Genomic DNA, 15,964 nt, shown 5'->3' on the forward strand with positions numbered 1-15,964 from the left:
TCTCCCTCCTTTCTAGTCCATTCTTGTTAGAAGAAAGAAATCATAGTTGACGCTTTGTAGTTCTTTTTCTGTCAGCTTCTTGTATTCGATGTAGCGGTCATACAACTTGAAACAAAGGGCTTTCTGGTATTTCTCTTGCCTAAATCGGATACGGTTAACTGGGACTGGAAAACCAAGTAGTTCTTCTAAGACAAGTGATGAGGACTCGTGCCCGACATAGCTTTGATAGTTTGTTTCATGTGCGAACATCATTTTTCGTGCTTCCATTAAGGTGATTTTTTCTGCCTTATACAAGCCTTGATTGGTAATAACCAATGAATTTAATATCGCTAACTTCATCCTCTACCTCCCTTCTATAAATACTTTTCTTCTGCCGTTGCCACTGAAGACGTCTCAACGGTTTCTAGCGCTCCATACCATTCGTCGAATAAGCACTCAATGCTCATTTTTGCTGTTCGACCATAATAGTCTTTAAAAAGGCATTGTCCTTGGAACATGTTTTCCATCATGTCTTCGTTCTCTTCACTCGGCTCCATATTCATCCACTTAAGCACTTCTTTTCGCTCTGTTGGTTCATCGAACGCAAATGCTACACCGAAGTTTCCCGATTCTTCTTCACGCAATGCGTCTTTCGTGCTTTGTGAAATAAAGACGAGGGCATTATTATAACTCCGTCCTACACGACGCATTTGTTTTTCTACTTTTCTTCCTTGTTGGCTGGATGTAATAACCCATGCTTCGTCCATAAATTCCATTGTCCGTTCTTCCTTGTTCATACCAAATAGCTCGCAAAACTTTCCAAGCGCAAACATAACGGCACTTGATTTTAGTTGTGAGTTTGTGTAGCTTTCGATTGGATCGGTCGCTTCTGGTAGATCAAGGTTTTCGATTTCAACGATACTAATACGCTTGTTTAACGAAAGTGCTTGATTTGAACCATCATGAACACATAGTTTCATAATCGAATCGGCTACGACTTCATATAAAAAATCCCCAGCCTTTTGGACTGCGGAATCATCGTGGTTTCTCATCTGTTCAATAATTGTCAGAGAGCCAACTTGCTCCCCGTTTTGCTTTTGCTCCAATACGTTGGTAATGGCACGTAGAAAAGCCGTATGCACATCGTCTTTGCCCTTAAAATCGTAAACTTGAGCAAAGATGACTTGCACCATTTCCTTTGCTTGCATTGGTGGAAGAAATACAACTGGATCAAGTGCTCCCCAATTGTCTTCATCCGCTGCATCGAGCGTTGTAAAATGGAACTTCTCAAGATGCTGTGTGAATAGCGGATACTCTTGTTGCACTCTTGGGTTTTGCTTTACCTTATCAATCCATTTCCGTAATTCTTTCTTGGGATCAATGTACAAAGATTTCACGTTTAGCATACTGACATAGATAAACAACAGCTTTGCTAAAAAGGATTTACCCGTGCCTGTATCCCCCGTAATTAGAACATGGGGCGAACGTGTCTTTGACCCTTTGAGCTGTTGGTTAGCTAAGAACATATGGTACAAAACAGGAAATCGACTTGCTGAAATCGCGCCTTGTAAATCAGCATGCTTCACAAACGGATCAATCCAACCAATAAAAAAGCCAATCTTTGAACCAACATCAGCTGATACGCCAAATAACCCTTCTGCCAAACCATCTTGAGTAGTCTTTTGCAGCCAATTTCGGTTTGTTACATCTAATCGTTCCCCGGGAAGAAACTTATAGAACAAAGGCAATTGATCCGCGACTGGAATACGACACGTTATGCCTGCTGACTTCATATGTCTTGTCACAAGCTTTGCCCGATTTTTACATTCCTTCTTGGTCTCCCCTTGTACGACAATGACCGCTAACCAGTTCAACATGTCTACATCATCTTTTTTTATTTCGTTTTGTAAGTGTCTCACTAAATAAGCACTCGCACTTACCGATGAATCTTCTTGATCGCCAACACGGTTTTGTTCCAGCGTTGATTCTTTTAGCTGCTGCTTCTTTAAATTCAAATCCATCTTCGTTTTTGATTTGCTTTCGACTTGCACTTTCATCTCAATCTCTACTGAAAAAGGAAGCGTTTGCGCCTCGTAGAACAGCTCACTCTCCGCCATATTATGTCGAAACTCGTCGATCACCACAAATGACATATAGCCTTCCGATTCATCGCTCGTTAGTTTCAACACTCCAGAAGAGGTTGGATCAATTAACGTGTTTGTTATCGCATCTACAGAGGCATTTTCAATCTCTTCCCCTACTTGATGGTCTAAGCCTCGTAAGAAGTTATAGCGATTTACATAGATTAATTCGTCTTCTCTTAAACGAATTCCATTCACCATTGCACATAGACTGGCGGTTGTTTCCTCTGCCTCTTCGTACTGTTGAAAGAAAGAGGTGGAAACGCTTTGTTCCCACCCTAATAGATTTACAATTGTATCTGTTGCCGTTGAAAACATCGACATCATGTTTTCCTTAAGTTCAGCATCACTATTGACTAAGTTCTGCTTTAATTTCACCCCTAATATAAAATCATTCTTTGTGACTTTTCCTAAGCGTTGATTAAGCAATCGTACTGTTTCTTCTGTATAGTACTCTGCCATTTGCTTTGCGTCTTCTGCGAGATCTTGTTCCAAGTCAGCAAATCGTTCTTCTAGCCGATATTCTTGTGGGTACATCATTAGATGAAAATCCTTATGCGTGGTTAGCTCTTCAAAGAAGGCTTTCCAGTTCCGTTTGTAGCTGTTTACTACTTTTTTATTTTGCATGGGAATGGACTGACTCTTGATTCGGTAATACGCCCACACGTCGCCCGTTCTCGTTAACAGTAGATTGTTCCTCATCGTTTTCATTGGTGTTTTCAATGTACTCACGTTTTTTCGCCACCACCTTTACACAGCGTTTAAACTGGATTGTTGAAGCACTCATCCATTCGACCTCTCGATCATTACAGAAACGCTTTTTTGGAAGTTTTATTTGAACGTAGTATTTGGCTACATCCAAAAAATATAAATAAATGTTCTTACCTTCAGGTTTAATTTTCGTTACGAGTATGGTTAACGCTAGGGGTAAACCAATTAACCACATCACAAAGGTTCGTTCAAACGTATGAGGAAACCCCATACGAATAATCTGTCCTATCAGAAATGTCATCGTCATAAAAATAAAAAAGTTGATAACTGGGATCAACTCAAACGGGATTGGTAGACTATATGAAGCCGTCAGCTGCTGTACTTTTTTAGGTTCTCTTAATGCTTTTCGGTAGTTAAAAACGGTTCGCAACCTCTCACCTCCTTAGAATGTATCAATGAATGCTTCAATCCACCCGCTCACTTGAGACCAATTTTGCACAACAAATGTGGCGATTCCACCGACAATGCATGTCATAATAATTCCACCTATCTTAAATCGAGCTAAGTGTTTTGCGATCAAGAAGAAAACAAACAACCCTATTACTTGAGCTACAACAACAAGCCCCCAATTCTCTACGCCATCTAGTGTCGGTAATCCACTAGGAACTGACCCTACCGTTAATTTATTTAATAGATTCATATTCTTTTCCTCCTTCTATTGATAGTCCATTGATTCAATGTAGTAATTTCCTTCATGTCGATTAATCTCTAATTCCATAAAAGCAGGCTGTGGAATGTTCGTCCCTTTCCCTCTGAACATCACGGCTACCTCTGCTTTAAATCCATTGTCCACTTCAATGAGTTTTACATCTTGAATCTCTTCAAATGAAAGAGCACCGTTTAAACTTTCCGGCTCCTTCATCATGTAAGCCAATTCTTCTTTTGGCTCAGCAGCATATCGTTCAAAGAAAGAATGTAAAAACTCTTGAACCGCTGATTGTTCCTCCCCGACATAAGGATCAATGTGTGATTTCTCTTCCTCTATTCTTATAGTTCCATTTAAGGAATACACTTCTGAAAAATACGGAGTACCTGCAATGGCGAAAGTACTTTCTTCTGCAATCACTGGAATGTTTAATAGTAACGTTTGTTTCGCCTCTTCATTTTCAATGACAATTTCAGTATCTGGTTCATCGTCATCATCTTCCGGCTCGATCTCTACCTCTTTTTCTTTTGGAACTTGATTTGTGAACGTGACTTTATATTGAAATAAGGTTTCTTCTTCTTTCTCTCTCATGTTAAACAAGGAATGGTTTTCTAAAATTCTATTACCTTGTAAATCTGACAGTTGATAAAGCGGATGTTTGTCATCCTGTAAAGTAGCTGATTGAGCCATGTAATTTTTCAGCGTTTGTTTTCTTTCTTCTAGTGTTTCATGGGTGTTTTCAACATTGATGAACACATCAATAAATCCTGAAAGATACTGTTCAGCAGCAGGTAATGAAATAGAGGGCGACTCTTCCTCATTTGCTTCACTCGAGAGATGCGCATTGGTTTCATTTAAAGCAGACCTTGTATTTACTGAAAGCAAAATAGTTAATAGTGAGAGGACAACAATGCTCCCTAATAATGACCACACAGCCGTTGCTGTTCTCTTTGAATGATCTTTACGAATCATGCTTCTTTGCTTGGCTGGTTTCTTGATTCGTTTAAAGCGGTGTTTAAGGCGCTCGATTATCGAGTGCCCACCGGATTTAGCCATCCTTTAACCCTCCTTGATCTAGTTCGATATAAGCTAAAAAAGATGCTACTCGTCGTAACACCTTTTTCGCTGAAACATCTTTCTCGTATACTTTTAAACGCCTTTGACCACCTCCGGGCAAGCACGTCATTTTATAGAACGTATATCGATAGGTGGAATAGCCCTTTTTTCTAACGCCTTCGACAACAAGCATAGAACGTTTACTTAAATCCATTACATACACTTGCGAACCAATGCCTACCGTAAACCCTAACAACTTAAATCGTTCATCCAACGTCTTGTAGTGAGCTAACATAAAAAATCACTAAACCTCTTTTAGTGGGCTTAGTGATTCGAATTCAACATATTTAATTGGATCAGTCCCACCATCTTCTGATGCGTCTTCATAGTCGTATACAGCAAATCGAGCAATAATCGTTTTCACAGCATTGTTTACAACCATCTTTGCATCGATAACCACTTGTTCAAATACATGTTTGCTCATATAACGAACATGTTCTTTCATGCGTTCGATTAATTGATCAGCAAGATCTAAAATACCTTGATTCTCTAGCTCTGTTTCTAGTTGTCCTCGGTTTAGTAATTCAACATGTTTCATAATGATTCTTCCTCCTTTATTTTTTGATGTAGCCGTTCAAACTCCTGAAGATCTTTTTCTAAGTCAGATTCAAGACAATGTTTTGAGTACCAGTCTAAAGCCTCCTTTACTTCTTCATACATTTTTAAGTCGTAACTTTTCATGAAACGTTGCTGTGACTCAATGATCGCTGTTGCTCGTGCAATTAAGAAATCGATATTGTTTCCTATACCAGTGTGCAAACAAGACCGAACGCCCTCAGGCACAACTTCCAAGTAATCACCTCCTTGTTTTAATAAACCTTGGACGCTGTCCAAACCAGCAAGCTAAACTAGCTTGACCGTGATTATTTAATCCCCCAACCCCCGGTTTCATTCGGGGGCTCCCTCGCCGGTAGGCAAGAAGAAAAATAGGTTTTTCTTCAATGCCAAGAGGGTCTTGGTTATGAGAATCTATCAACTCCTTAAATTCCTTTCATTCCATTCCAGTCAGCCATTTACCGTTGACAGATGCCATAGTGAGCTTATCTTCTACTATAAGAGCCATTCCTTGTTTAACAGACCATATCTTGTGGACTTGCTAGTAGCACATCAAGCATTTTTTCCTGTTTATCTGATAGCTCGGCGTTGACGACCATATCCGATAAATCTTGTCGCCCTAAGACCTGATCCGCTTCAAGCACCATTTTCATCGTTGGTGCACATGAATTCTGCAACCACCTCCTCGATTTCTCGTAAAACTCATCTTCTGGCTGCATAAACAGGCTTAGCTTGCCGACATCACCTATGAACACTTTCCAAAATCCACTTGTTTTCCATTTTTCTCTTGAAGCATCTTCATCGGCATCAACAAATCGAATGTAGTTGTTAATAATCTGCATAGCGATATCAAGTAAATCTTGTGACTGAATTAATGATTGAACAGCTCCTTGCGCTCGATCATTTTTAAGCCTTAGCTCGTAGCGATTCCAGTCGCCAAGATCTTCAAGAGGAATATTATATTTGTCAGCTTGTTCGTGGTTCTTCTCATAGAAGCAAAGATAAGCTTCTGATTTTTTCGACCCAAAGTATAGTGTCGTTCCCCCATTCGATCCGTCTGCAATATCAAGCGAGCCATTAAAATCTGACTTACGAAACCGTGAAATGGCTTCGCCCTTCTTCACTTTTTCTAACAGCATGGGGATTTCAAAGTATGTTTCTTGATCATCAATCGCTAAGTCAAAGCGACTGAACTTGCCACCATGGTTAATGCAGTCTTTGAAGAAATCAAACCACGTTTTCTTGCGAGCATCCAAGAAGCTTTCAAACTGTCGGCATCCTTGACCAGACATCTCCACCAATACGCCTCGATTGTCACCTTCTTTCGAATAAAAGACTTTAATATGATCAAGCTGATAGGTACCGATGTAACCATAAAAGCCTGACTCCTTTTCCTGCATGTATGCTTTCTTCAAATGGACGATATGTTCTAGGATGAAATTAACATCATGTGTTTTAAAAGATACTCGCAAGTAGTCAACCATTGCTGTTAAAGGGTTTTGGACTGCTTCCGGTTCTTTTTCTACGATTACTACCCCCCTGTTAGCTAGGGGGGGTTGGTGTTTTGTGGTCGTCATTCGCTTCGCTCACTCCTCCCGCTCGTTCCCGTTTCTGTCGCTACGCTGCCGCTGGCGACTGCCGTCGCCGACGCTCCATTCACTCCCACTTGTGCTCGCTTGATTTCTTCCATAAAGTCATATCCTTTCGTGACGAGTGGGCTATAAAATTCTGATATGGTTGATGTGCCTGTGTCGGCATAGCCACGACCCTTTATGCTTTTATTTAAAAAAGTTTTATCGACATCACCAAACATCATGCCGTAACCAGATTCCGACATCTTCCCTAGCGCCACTCGAAAATTAAATTGGTCACGGATACCATCAGCTAAGTACTTGGCATCTGGTCGTTGCGCTCCGAGAACCAAAAAATAACCCATCTGCCTTCCGAGCATGACGAGCTGTTTCATATAGCCTAACGCTTCCATTCGTTCTTGTGGTTCCAACAAATCCATAAACGCTACATACTCATCAAAAAAGATAAACATGGGAGGCAATCCAAGGTAGGCGTAGTTCTCACCTGTCTTGTAATTTGGCATCTGTTTCATTTCATCTGAACGATTCATCATGCCCTCCACCGATTTACGCAAACACATCATAATGCCGTTTTTCTTTGAATACACCACTCCTTTTGGAAGAACCGCTTCTAAATCTGCCAAGTCCGCGTTTTTTGGATCAAGTATACTAATTTCGGCATTCGATTTAAGCACGGCTTGAATAATCGTTAAGATGAAGTATGTTTTTCCTCCACCTGTTCCACCAGCAATTAACATATGTGGCAGCTTATCAAATTCCCAATACACGTTCTTCATTAAGCTCATCGAACCGTTTTTTACTTGTACTTCTTGAATCGGAATACGATTCTTTTTTACATCGTACAGAAGCTTAAAAACCACAAATCCTTCTTCGACTTCACGATCAACTAAATCACAAAATAAGCCATTCTCTAAGTCTGTACCTAGTTCTAAATAACGCGCTTGAAATCTGCTTAAATCAAGAGCAACACGGACATAGATATGACCATTCTTCACTTGATAATAGGCACGAGGAAAATAGGTAATCTTTCTTTTTGTAACGGTCTTATTTGTCCATCCCGACTCTGTTTGGAAGTTTTCTTGTTCGTAAAAGCGATTTGAAAAAAACATGCGTGCAATTTTTTGCTTGTGAAGCAACTGTTTGAACTGATCAAATGCAACAAGATAGACAATACCTACAACTGCTGCTGCGATAAGAAAAGATACAGCGAATCTTGATAACAAGAACGACCAATTCCAGCTCTCATACTCAATAAATACCTTGTATTGTTCCCAATCATTCCATTGGAAAATTGGAAACGAATCTTTAAAGCTATAAAAAAGGACAGCTAGGAAAACGGGTACAAATACGCCCAATCCTGCTGTCCAAACTGCATTTCTCATGTGAGGGGTGATTCGATGACCGCGGTATTTCCAAAGGCGGCGTTTAATTGCTTCTATAATCTTTAACACTCCTTTGAGAAAAAATTAGAGCGCACCAGTCTTAACTAGCACGCATAAAAATACTTATTTTTTATCTGAACCAGCTGTTACAGGTTCTTTTTGCTCTTTGGCTTTCGGTTCAAAGTTAGAATTAGATTTATGTCCAGTTTCCACGATATCTTCTGCGAGTAACGTATAAATGATATTGGCAAAGTTCCCATTCGCTTGGGCTCTTGCTGTAATTCTTGGATTCACTAGCTCAACTGGTTTATTAAAATCAATTTCTTTTAAGTCGACATAATCAGGCAATGTTACTTCTATTTGTCCTTGCTGAACACTTGATGCTACGTTATAAATGCGTGCTTCCAACTTATCTGTACGCTCTCCCTTTTCACGGTCAAAGTACATTTTCTCTCTGTTTAATCCCATAAAAATCATGTTTCCAAATGTCTCTTGTGGTTCTGGCTTAATTCCATTTTTTAAATTCATTATAAATTCCTCTTTTCGTTTTAGTAGTTTTATTTTCCAAAGACTTCTCATCAATTTTCATCGCAACAATTTATAGAAACCGCTCAGGTTCTGTATCCATCATGGCGCTTGTCAGTCGCTCCAGAACTTTCTGTCTTTCTTGGCAACGTTAGTAGGTTATTGTATAACCATCAAGCTGTATACAGCTATGGCGCACGTATCTTCTTACCTGCTACAGCATTTAAACAAGTGTTAGCTGTGTCCACTTAATACTCACGCCTAGTGACATAACGAAGAAAGTACGCTACAATAAAATTTCCTAGGTTTTACTGGCGTATCTGACTTCTGTCAGGTGCGCTTTCTTTCTATATGTAATTATCAATGTACTCACTCATTTCATTCGCTTATAAGATCGTTAATAGTGGTCTATACTCACACTATTTATTGCCTCTCTATTGCAGTAATATCGCTTCGTCCAACTTTATAATTTCGAGAAATGCGACGATACGATACTCCGTGTTTAAGCAATTCATTGATAGTTCCTTTTGAAATTGGTTGGCTCATAAAGTAATTGATCTTTACAGACCTCATTGCCAGCTTCATTCTTGCTTGCCAATCACCTTCCATCTTCTTAGCTAGTGGTACAGCTTCTTTCATCAAATCGCTCATTATTTGGAAAGTCATGATTGATTCCCCATTACATGACCACTTCTTTTTCACTTAGCTTTTCACGTTGGTATTGATCTAAGCCTTTTTTAGATATAAGAACTCTGCGCCCTTCTCGCCAGGATGGAAAATCATGATGCTGAGATAATTCGTACATTTTAGATTTTCCCATTCTTAAATATTCAGCTGCCTCTTGCACTGTTAAAACATCTGGCATTGAATCAGACTGAGAATAATTTAATGCGTCTTTAACCTTTTGCAGGAATTCTTCGTTTTCTTCTCGAACAATTTGCCTTATAGTCTCTTCAAAGGACATTCTTAGTCACTCCTTACTTAGATTTTCATTTCAGTTCTCTTTTTAAATATTGACTCTGGACTAACTTTAAACAACTTAGCTATTGCTATTGCCACGTTCAAGCTCGGAAATCTCGAACCCTGTTCAATCATTCCATAATAACTTTCACTGATACTAACACTGTATCTAATATTTAAGAGCTCAATCACATCCCTTTGAGACCAATTTTTGTTATTACGTAAAAGAATAAGTTCATCTCTTTTTCGAATCATTTTTCACCACCCAACGTTTTGTAGTGTTATCTTACCCAACATTTAATTGGGTGTCAACACTTTTACCAGATTTTTTGATGGGTTTTTTATTGAAAACTTTATTTACCCAACTAAAAGTTGTACAATTAATAAATATAGAGTACTGAAAGGATCTTGATATGGCAGAACTTAAGGATCGTTTGCGCGAACTAAGAAAAGAGAACAATTTTACCCAACAAGAAGTTGCCAAGTTTCTCGATATTACTGAAAGTGCATATGGTTTTTATGAACAAGGTAGAAATGAACCATCTGTTCAAAGACTTAAATTGTTAGCAAAAAAATACAACGTCTCCATGAGCTACCTTACAGGAGAAACGAATGATAAAAATAGCAACACATCCTCTAACACAAATACAAACTCTGCATTCTATAATTACAAAGACCTTGATAATGAAGAAGTAGAATTCTTAAATGAACAACTTGAAGTATTTAGAAGAATACGGCAGAATAAGATTAATAGAGAAAACAAAAAATAACGTCCAACATTTTTGCTGGACGTTTTTATTTACCATAACACCGAACATATATTCTTATAGAGGTGATTCTTTGCTACGCTTATATTCAAGAACTCCTATAGAACAGTGGTTAGAACTATTTTATAAAGAACATCATATTCTTTCTCCAGAGGATCTTAATATTAATAAGATAGCCGACACCCTTAATATTTGTATTAAGGAAAGTCCGGGACCTGACAGAGCTATATGGGATGATGAACATAACGTTGCCATTATTTTTTACATAAAGATCATTCAGCTATTGAAAAAAGAGAAATTTTCTTTCATGAGCTTTGTCACCCTCTTCGTCACTGTGGCTCTCAAGAAAATATGTATAGTAAAGAATTCACCATGATGCAGGAAGTACAAGCAGACCAATTTCAGCTATATGCTTCAATGCCATTCTTTATGGTCGAGAAATGCTGTAATTACTGCGACCACCTATCGTCTACTTTAGCTAGTGAATTTCATGTCTCTAAGGAATTAGCTGAAAGTCGATTACAGCAAATTGAAGCAAGAATACGTAGTGCTGAGTCATTACAAAGATTTAATGATGTTATAAGAGAACAGCCGACACCTAATTCTTATAAATCTGTTCCCAAAAAAGATATTCCGATTCACGCACAGTCTCTAGTAGAAAAAGCACTTCTTCAAAAACAGAAAAAGGAGATGACTGGACTATGATTTCTTACAAAGTATATTATGACTATCACGAGGGCACTAAAGCGCCTATATGGATCGTTTTAAATGTACGTAATCAAATAATCGACTGGGATCATAAAACACTTACAATAGCTGTACAAGCTCCTTTTGATATGCATCCAGCAGAAGAATTTGATCAAGACGCCATGAATGTAACTATATTAATAGATGATTTACTTTTAACAACCTCTGAGAATGTGTTTGGAATTAACTTAACTAACGTTGAACATCGCTTGAATTTACACGGCGTTGATCGAACAGAGGTTGATAATTTCGTCATTCAAGTTGCAGATTTAGAAGATATGCTGCAATTCACTCTGTAAATAACACATAACGGAGGTCTTAAGATGAAAGGACACATACGTAAACGAGGAAATAAATATGTTATCGTTGTAGATTTAGAAAGAGATCATAACAACGAAAGACGTCAAAAATGGTTCTCAGGCTATGATACGAAGAAAGCAGCACAAAAAGACATGCCCCGCATACTTAATGAAATCAACACGGGAAATTTCATTGAACCCTCTAAAGAGTCTTTTGCTGCTTATTTAGAAAAGTGGATTCTAAATAAACGAAGTAGATTGAAAGCTTCTACCTTCCAAGTTTATAAAACCCACCTTCGTATCCATATCATACCTAAGCTTGGGAATTACAAGTTAGAAAAGCTTAATAGACTCCATCTTAAAACATTCTTTTCTTATTTAGAGAATGATCTTGGATTAGCTCCCGCTACTATTAAAAAAGTTCATACCGTTATTAGCTCTGCTTTGTCAGAGGCTGTAGAAGATGGAATTGTTGGGAAGAACGTAGCAGCTGGTTTAAAAACTGCACGTATCGAACGAAAAGAAATTCATGTATGGGATGAAAAACAGCTTTTACAGTTTCTCAATTCTAGTAAAAACGATCCTCTTTATATTGCTTTTCATTTAGCAGCTATGACAGGTATGCGTCGTAGTGAGGTTCTTGGACTTCGTTGGAAGGACGTCGACTTTGAAAATAGTCTATTACGCACAGTTGTCACACATACACCTTATGGGGCTTCAGATGGAAAAACAAAAGCTAGTTTTAATCGTACAATTGATTTAGATGAAGTAACTATTAATGAATTAAAAAAGCGGAAAGAACGGGTAGATTATGAGAAAAAACGAGCTGGAAGAGGATATAAAAATAATGATTTAGTTGTTTGCACTAGCCTAGGCACACATGTAACGCCTCGTAATTTGAACCGTAAATGGTATCAATTGAAAGAAGATGCGAATGTACCCTCTATTCGCTTTCACGATCTAAGGCACACGCATGCTACCCTAATGCTCTTGCAAGGAATACCAGTTAAAGTAGTAGCTGAGAGATTAGGACATTCAAGTATTACGACGACTTTAGATACTTACAATCATTTGTTACCTTCAATTCAGAGGGAAGCAATTGCGATGTTTAGTAAGAATTTATACAAGGAATTATACTAAATTATTAATTGGGGAGAGTAATTAGAAATATACTATTGCATTTGGGAATGCAGTCAATATAGCTTTTGCAAACACTGATCTTTTTAAATCTTTTATAAGTGAGAACTGGTCTTTAGATTCTCTTTATATCCATCTCTTAATTGAGACACAAAAAAATATATTGGTTTTTTAAATGACTAACGTGACGTTGATAAAAATGAAAGGCTTGGTAGTGGTTAAACCAATATTGGCTTAACTTTTTTTCCTTAGTGCCTGAAGAGATAAATATTTTTTTTGGTGGAATGTCTTAGTAATAATAAAGCAATTTATTATTTAGGTGAGCATGGTTTACATGCTCCTTTTCTATATTTCACTTTATACCTTACCATTTCACCGCAAGATTATTTATATCAATTTGTTTCTCTTCAATTTCATGCCATTAGTATTCATGATCTAATAAGGAGCTTGCCATAAGATGTACTCTCCTTTATAGCCAATAAGGTTACGGAGCAACAGGTCTATAAAAAAGGGAGTACCCCTCCAGTATTTTATGGTTTTTCGTCAATTATCACTATATAAGATTTTTTGGGAGGGGACTTCTTGTTTAACTCTTGTTATCCTTATCACGCAAGGGGTTAGAATTTTGATATTCACTCACTTAACAAGTTATGGGTTAACTTGTTACTTCAGCAGCATGGGATTCTGTAACATAACCTTCTTTGCCTGAACCAATCCCAACAATAAACAAAACAATAGATATAAGAATAAGTAAAAGGAGCGGAGCCGTCCAACCATCAGTCATGTCATGTAAAGCTCCAACTAGTACTGGACCGACTGCTGCTAATAAATAACCGAAAGATTGAGCCATGCCAGATAACTCTGCTGCTTCCTTTCCATTTTTTGATCTCAGTGTAAAAAACATCATAGAAAGACTGAACGCACTTCCGCTGGCAATACCCAAAAGGATTGCCCAAAATGGAAACAATGTGGAGCTTCCTTGTAATAACCCTGCAAATCCAATTAAGAATAGAGAAGCTGTTACAATACTTAAAACGACTTGGTTTTTCATTTTTCCTGCAATAACCGGTACAATAAAAGTAACTGGAATGACTGCAAACTGCATTAAAAATACTATCCATCCAGCAGTATTTGAATTATAACCATTCGAGTTTAAAATATCTGGTAACCATGTTATTAATGTATAAAACATTAATGATTGTCCTCCCATAAATATTGTAATCTTCCATGCGAGTGGAGAACGCCATAAACTGTTTTTCTTCTCTATTTTCACATTTATTTTTTCATTTTTATTATTCTTACGAAGTTGTGGTAGCCAAATAATTAAAGAAACGAAGGTTAGTATTCCCCATATACCTAATGCACCTTGCCATCCAAAATTACCAATAGATGAAATATGAACACTAATTCCTGATCCGAGAGCACCGAATAAATTCATGAATATCGCATATATACCAGTCATTAAACCAATTTTTAAGGGGAAGTTCATTTTTACAATTCCAGGAATCAGGACATTACCGAAAGCAATTGCCAATCCAATTAAAATTGTACCAGCAAATAAAAAAAGACTGCCTGAAAATGAGCGAATCACAATCCCAATAATAAGTAATATTAAGGATAATGCAATTGTTAATTCCATACCGATCCAATTGGCTATTTTAGGAGCAAATGGTGAGAGTAAAGCAAATGCAAGTAATGGCAATGTTGTAATCGTACCTATCAAAGCATTACTAATACCTAAATCATCACGTATTAAGGGAATTAAAGCACCAGCAGAAGTTAATGGTACTCTTAAGTTAGACCCTACTAAGACTATGCCGACCAGCAATAATAGACCGTATTTTTTATTATTATTTATAGTTGCTGAAAGTGTTCCATCACTCATGTTGTTGTTTCTCCTCTATCATTTCAACGATCTCTTGTCTTAATATTTCCATATAATTTTCTACATATGCGGCAGCAGCCACTTTATCCTGATTACGTATCGCTTTAAATAATTCAATGTGCAGTTCTTCCTCGTATTTGTATGGGACATTCATTTTCATTAAATCTTGAACAAAACTATAAATTATTTCTACTAGTGGCTCATATAAGTCTATTAAAAGTTGGTTATTAGAAGATGATACAACAGCTTGGTGAAAGCGAATATCTAATTCAATAAGCGATTCATAATCGTTATTTTTAACAGCTTGTTGAGATTCTTGAATATAACCTTCTAATTTTAATAAATCTGCTTCTGTTCTATTGTCTGAAGCCAATTGAGCAGCCTGTTTTTCTAAAGCTAAACGAACATCAAGTATCTCCATTAATTCAGATTTTTTCACATAGCGTTTTAAAGCAGCTTCAAGAGCATTAGTAGAATGTACAACTGTTCCACTCCCTTGTTTTGTTTCAAGTAAACCCGCGTGAACTAGAGCACGAATGGCTTCTCGTAGAGTATTACGACTCACACCAAATTGTTCCATAAGTTCCATTTCCGGTGGAAGTCTGTCTCCTACTTTCCAATGCTCAGATTTAATTAATTGTTCAATCTGGTTAGCAACCTGTTCTACAAGATTTATTCGGTTTGTTTTCTTAATCATAATTAAATCCCCTTTTAATTTGTAGGATGAATGGTATATAGGATATATTATCTTTTATAAATAGAATTGTCAACGTTATTTACCTCATCACTATAAAATTAAGATAATTGAACAAATAGAAAAACAAAAAACCTAACCCGAGAAGAAATAACCAAGGGCTTCTCCTCACCGAGAGATCTCAATGTATGCAAAATAGTATTAATATAAATCCCATAAACAGTTTTATAGTGGCAATATTCGATTAATAAGACGAATAATTAATGAACTAAAAGAAGAAATAAATTACCAATAGTAAAGTAGACTACATTTCCCTTTTAACGCTTTAACAAGATAAAGGTTTGCGATTTGTTTGCAAACCTCTTTTTAAACAAAAAAATAAGCCTCTCCATCATCGGAGAAACCTTAATGTACCAGTACTTATACGAAAGCTTCCAAGCGGACTTGAACCGCTGACCCCCACCTTACCATGGTGGTGCTCTACCGGCTGAGCTATGGAAGCAAAAAAATGGCTCCACAGGCAGGATTCGAACCTGCGACCGATCGGTTAACAGCCGATAGCTCTACCACTGAGCTACTGTGGAACGCAAAAAAATATGTAAGCCTGGCAACGTCCTACTCTCACAGGGGGAAGCCCCCAACTACCATCGGCGCAAAAGAGCTTAACGACCGTGTTCGGCATGGGAACGGGTGTGACCTCTTTGCTATTGCCACCAGACTTATTTTGACGTCAGATCAACGGTGAATCTCTTCGTCCTATTTGTGTCT

The 15,964-nt window shown here is 37.7% G+C and carries 19 protein-coding genes, 2 tRNA genes, 1 rRNA gene and 1 pseudogene; 4 read left to right on the forward strand and 19 right to left on the reverse strand.

Features of this window, described 5'->3' with window-relative positions:
- Positions 1-12: 12 nt before the first annotated feature.
- The 14 genes from BK583_RS19820 to BK583_RS21425 all read right to left on the reverse strand — a co-directional run bounded on the left by BK583_RS19820 (position 13) and on the right by BK583_RS21425 (position 9,922).
- A complete protein-coding gene (locus tag BK583_RS19820) occupies positions 13-339 on the reverse strand; it encodes an STIV orfB116 family protein (protein WP_055736570.1) in 327 nt (108 codons plus the stop codon).
- A 14-nt stretch (positions 340-353) separates the two neighbouring features.
- The gene (locus BK583_RS19825; RefSeq protein WP_496196932.1) at positions 354-2,852 is read right to left on the reverse strand and encodes an ATP-binding protein; all 2,499 of its coding nucleotides are present in this window, start codon (positions 2,850-2,852) and stop codon (positions 354-356) included.
- A complete protein-coding gene (locus BK583_RS19830; protein WP_055736568.1) occupies positions 2,737-3,261 on the reverse strand; it encodes a conjugal transfer protein in 525 nt (174 codons plus the stop codon). The genes BK583_RS19825 and BK583_RS19830 overlap by 116 nt, the downstream gene beginning before the upstream one ends.
- A 12-nt stretch (positions 3,262-3,273) precedes the next feature.
- Positions 3,274-3,531, reverse strand: a complete 258-nt coding sequence (locus tag BK583_RS19835) for a hypothetical protein (protein WP_055736567.1) — start codon at positions 3,529-3,531, stop codon at positions 3,274-3,276.
- 15 nt (positions 3,532-3,546) lie between these two features.
- Positions 3,547-4,593 carry a conjugal transfer protein gene (locus BK583_RS19840; protein ID WP_055736566.1) on the reverse strand — a complete coding sequence of 349 codons (1,047 nt, stop codon included), beginning with the start codon at positions 4,591-4,593 and terminating at the stop codon, positions 3,547-3,549.
- Positions 4,586-4,888, reverse strand: coding sequence for a hypothetical protein (locus BK583_RS19845; RefSeq protein ID WP_055736565.1), 303 nt, complete (start codon positions 4,886-4,888; stop codon positions 4,586-4,588). The genes BK583_RS19840 and BK583_RS19845 overlap by 8 nt, the downstream gene beginning before the upstream one ends.
- 9 nt (positions 4,889-4,897) lie before the next feature.
- Positions 4,898-5,191, reverse strand: a complete 294-nt coding sequence (locus tag BK583_RS19850; RefSeq protein WP_055736564.1) for a hypothetical protein — start codon at positions 5,189-5,191, stop codon at positions 4,898-4,900.
- Positions 5,188-5,445, reverse strand: a complete 258-nt coding sequence (locus tag BK583_RS19855; protein ID WP_055736563.1) for a hypothetical protein — start codon at positions 5,443-5,445, stop codon at positions 5,188-5,190. Before BK583_RS19855 ends, BK583_RS19850 begins: the two co-directional genes overlap by 4 nt.
- 278 nt (positions 5,446-5,723) lie before the next feature.
- Complete coding sequence (nicK, locus tag BK583_RS19860; RefSeq protein WP_055736562.1) at positions 5,724-6,785, reverse strand: DNA relaxase NicK; 1,062 nt, start codon at positions 6,783-6,785, stop codon at positions 5,724-5,726.
- Positions 6,782-8,182: an FtsK/SpoIIIE domain-containing protein gene (locus tag BK583_RS19865; protein ID WP_055736561.1), complete on the reverse strand. Its 1,401-nt coding sequence runs from the start codon at positions 8,180-8,182 to the stop codon at positions 6,782-6,784. Before BK583_RS19865 ends, nicK begins: the two co-directional genes overlap by 4 nt.
- A 123-nt stretch (positions 8,183-8,305) precedes the next feature.
- A complete protein-coding gene (locus BK583_RS19870) occupies positions 8,306-8,710 on the reverse strand; it encodes a DUF961 family protein (RefSeq protein WP_055736560.1) in 405 nt (134 codons plus the stop codon).
- A gap of 420 nt (positions 8,711-9,130) precedes the next feature.
- The gene (locus BK583_RS19875; RefSeq protein WP_055736559.1) at positions 9,131-9,373 is read right to left on the reverse strand and encodes a hypothetical protein; all 243 of its coding nucleotides are present in this window, start codon (positions 9,371-9,373) and stop codon (positions 9,131-9,133) included.
- A 13-nt stretch (positions 9,374-9,386) separates the two neighbouring features.
- Entirely contained in the window at positions 9,387-9,671 is a 285-nt protein-coding gene (locus BK583_RS19880; protein ID WP_055736558.1) for a helix-turn-helix domain-containing protein, read from the reverse strand.
- A gap of 17 nt (positions 9,672-9,688) precedes the next feature.
- Positions 9,689-9,922 (reverse strand): helix-turn-helix transcriptional regulator, encoded by a 234-nt coding sequence (locus tag BK583_RS21425; RefSeq protein WP_055736557.1) that lies wholly within the window; start codon positions 9,920-9,922, stop codon positions 9,689-9,691.
- A gap of 158 nt (positions 9,923-10,080) precedes the next feature.
- Here BK583_RS21425 and BK583_RS19890 point away from each other — a divergent pair, with 158 nt between their 5' ends.
- From BK583_RS19890 to BK583_RS19910, 4 genes and pseudogenes are all read left to right on the forward strand, one after another.
- Positions 10,081-10,437 carry a helix-turn-helix domain-containing protein gene (locus BK583_RS19890; RefSeq protein ID WP_055736556.1) on the forward strand — a complete coding sequence of 119 codons (357 nt, stop codon included), beginning with the start codon at positions 10,081-10,083 and terminating at the stop codon, positions 10,435-10,437.
- A 267-nt stretch (positions 10,438-10,704) separates the two neighbouring features.
- Positions 10,705-11,139, forward strand: a pseudogene (locus tag BK583_RS19900) (ImmA/IrrE family metallo-endopeptidase); the annotation flags it as partial.
- Positions 11,136-11,480: a hypothetical protein gene (locus BK583_RS19905; protein WP_055736553.1), complete on the forward strand. Its 345-nt coding sequence runs from the start codon at positions 11,136-11,138 to the stop codon at positions 11,478-11,480. The pseudogene BK583_RS19900 and the gene BK583_RS19905, both read left to right, overlap by 4 nt.
- Before the next feature lie 24 nt (positions 11,481-11,504).
- Positions 11,505-12,620 (forward strand): site-specific integrase, encoded by a 1,116-nt coding sequence (locus BK583_RS19910; protein ID WP_055736552.1) that lies wholly within the window; start codon positions 11,505-11,507, stop codon positions 12,618-12,620.
- Between the two features lie 652 nt (positions 12,621-13,272).
- On the opposite strand, the gene BK583_RS19915 is transcribed toward BK583_RS19910, so the two are convergent.
- From BK583_RS19915 to rrf, 5 genes are all read right to left on the reverse strand, one after another.
- Positions 13,273-14,502 (reverse strand): CynX/NimT family MFS transporter, encoded by a 1,230-nt coding sequence (locus BK583_RS19915; protein WP_055736551.1) that lies wholly within the window; start codon positions 14,500-14,502, stop codon positions 13,273-13,275.
- Positions 14,495-15,199 carry a FadR/GntR family transcriptional regulator gene (locus tag BK583_RS19920; RefSeq protein WP_055736550.1) on the reverse strand — a complete coding sequence of 235 codons (705 nt, stop codon included), beginning with the start codon at positions 15,197-15,199 and terminating at the stop codon, positions 14,495-14,497. Before BK583_RS19920 ends, BK583_RS19915 begins: the two co-directional genes overlap by 8 nt.
- A 426-nt stretch (positions 15,200-15,625) precedes the next feature.
- Positions 15,626-15,698 (reverse strand) — tRNA-Thr (locus BK583_RS19925).
- Between the two features lie 7 nt (positions 15,699-15,705).
- A tRNA-Asn gene (locus BK583_RS19930) sits at positions 15,706-15,780 on the reverse strand.
- A gap of 18 nt (positions 15,781-15,798) precedes the next feature.
- Positions 15,799-15,914, reverse strand: a 5S ribosomal RNA gene (gene rrf / locus BK583_RS19935).
- Between the last annotated feature and the right edge of the window lie 50 nt (positions 15,915-15,964).

This window comes from Shouchella oshimensis (assembly GCF_002019765.1).
GTDB classification, from domain to species: domain Bacteria; phylum Bacillota; class Bacilli; order Bacillales; family Bacillaceae_D; genus Shouchella; species Shouchella oshimensis.

Excerpts from the sequence above, each read along its gene's own strand:
- BK583_RS19905 (WP_055736553.1), top strand. The coding sequence starts at position 11,136 with ATGATTTCTTACAAAGTATATTATGACTATCACGAGGGCACTAAAGCG.
- BK583_RS19890 (WP_055736556.1), top strand. The coding sequence starts at position 10,081 with ATGGCAGAACTTAAGGATCGTTTGCGCGAACTAAGAAAAGAGAACAAT.
- nicK (WP_055736562.1), bottom strand. The coding sequence starts at position 6,785 with ATGACGACCACAAAACACCAACCCCCCCTAGCTAACAGGGGGGTAGTA.
- BK583_RS19820 (WP_055736570.1), bottom strand. The coding sequence starts at position 339 with ATGAAGTTAGCGATATTAAATTCATTGGTTATTACCAATCAAGGCTTG.
- BK583_RS19865 (WP_055736561.1), bottom strand. The coding sequence starts at position 8,182 with ATGAGAAATGCAGTTTGGACAGCAGGATTGGGCGTATTTGTACCCGTT.
- BK583_RS19840 (WP_055736566.1), bottom strand. The coding sequence starts at position 4,593 with ATGGCTAAATCCGGTGGGCACTCGATAATCGAGCGCCTTAAACACCGC.
- BK583_RS19880 (WP_055736558.1), bottom strand. The coding sequence starts at position 9,671 with ATGTCCTTTGAAGAGACTATAAGGCAAATTGTTCGAGAAGAAAACGAA.
- BK583_RS19910 (WP_055736552.1), top strand. The coding sequence starts at position 11,505 with ATGAAAGGACACATACGTAAACGAGGAAATAAATATGTTATCGTTGTA.
- BK583_RS21425 (WP_055736557.1), bottom strand. The coding sequence starts at position 9,922 with ATGATTCGAAAAAGAGATGAACTTATTCTTTTACGTAATAACAAAAAT.
- BK583_RS19915 (WP_055736551.1), bottom strand. The coding sequence starts at position 14,502 with ATGAGTGATGGAACACTTTCAGCAACTATAAATAATAATAAAAAATAC.
- BK583_RS19870 (WP_055736560.1), bottom strand. The coding sequence starts at position 8,710 with ATGAATTTAAAAAATGGAATTAAGCCAGAACCACAAGAGACATTTGGA.
- BK583_RS19875 (WP_055736559.1), bottom strand. The coding sequence starts at position 9,373 with ATGACTTTCCAAATAATGAGCGATTTGATGAAAGAAGCTGTACCACTA.
- BK583_RS19850 (WP_055736564.1), bottom strand. The coding sequence starts at position 5,191 with ATGAAACATGTTGAATTACTAAACCGAGGACAACTAGAAACAGAGCTA.
- BK583_RS19845 (WP_055736565.1), bottom strand. The coding sequence starts at position 4,888 with ATGTTAGCTCACTACAAGACGTTGGATGAACGATTTAAGTTGTTAGGG.
- BK583_RS19920 (WP_055736550.1), bottom strand. The coding sequence starts at position 15,199 with ATGATTAAGAAAACAAACCGAATAAATCTTGTAGAACAGGTTGCTAAC.
- BK583_RS19835 (WP_055736567.1), bottom strand. The coding sequence starts at position 3,531 with ATGAATCTATTAAATAAATTAACGGTAGGGTCAGTTCCTAGTGGATTA.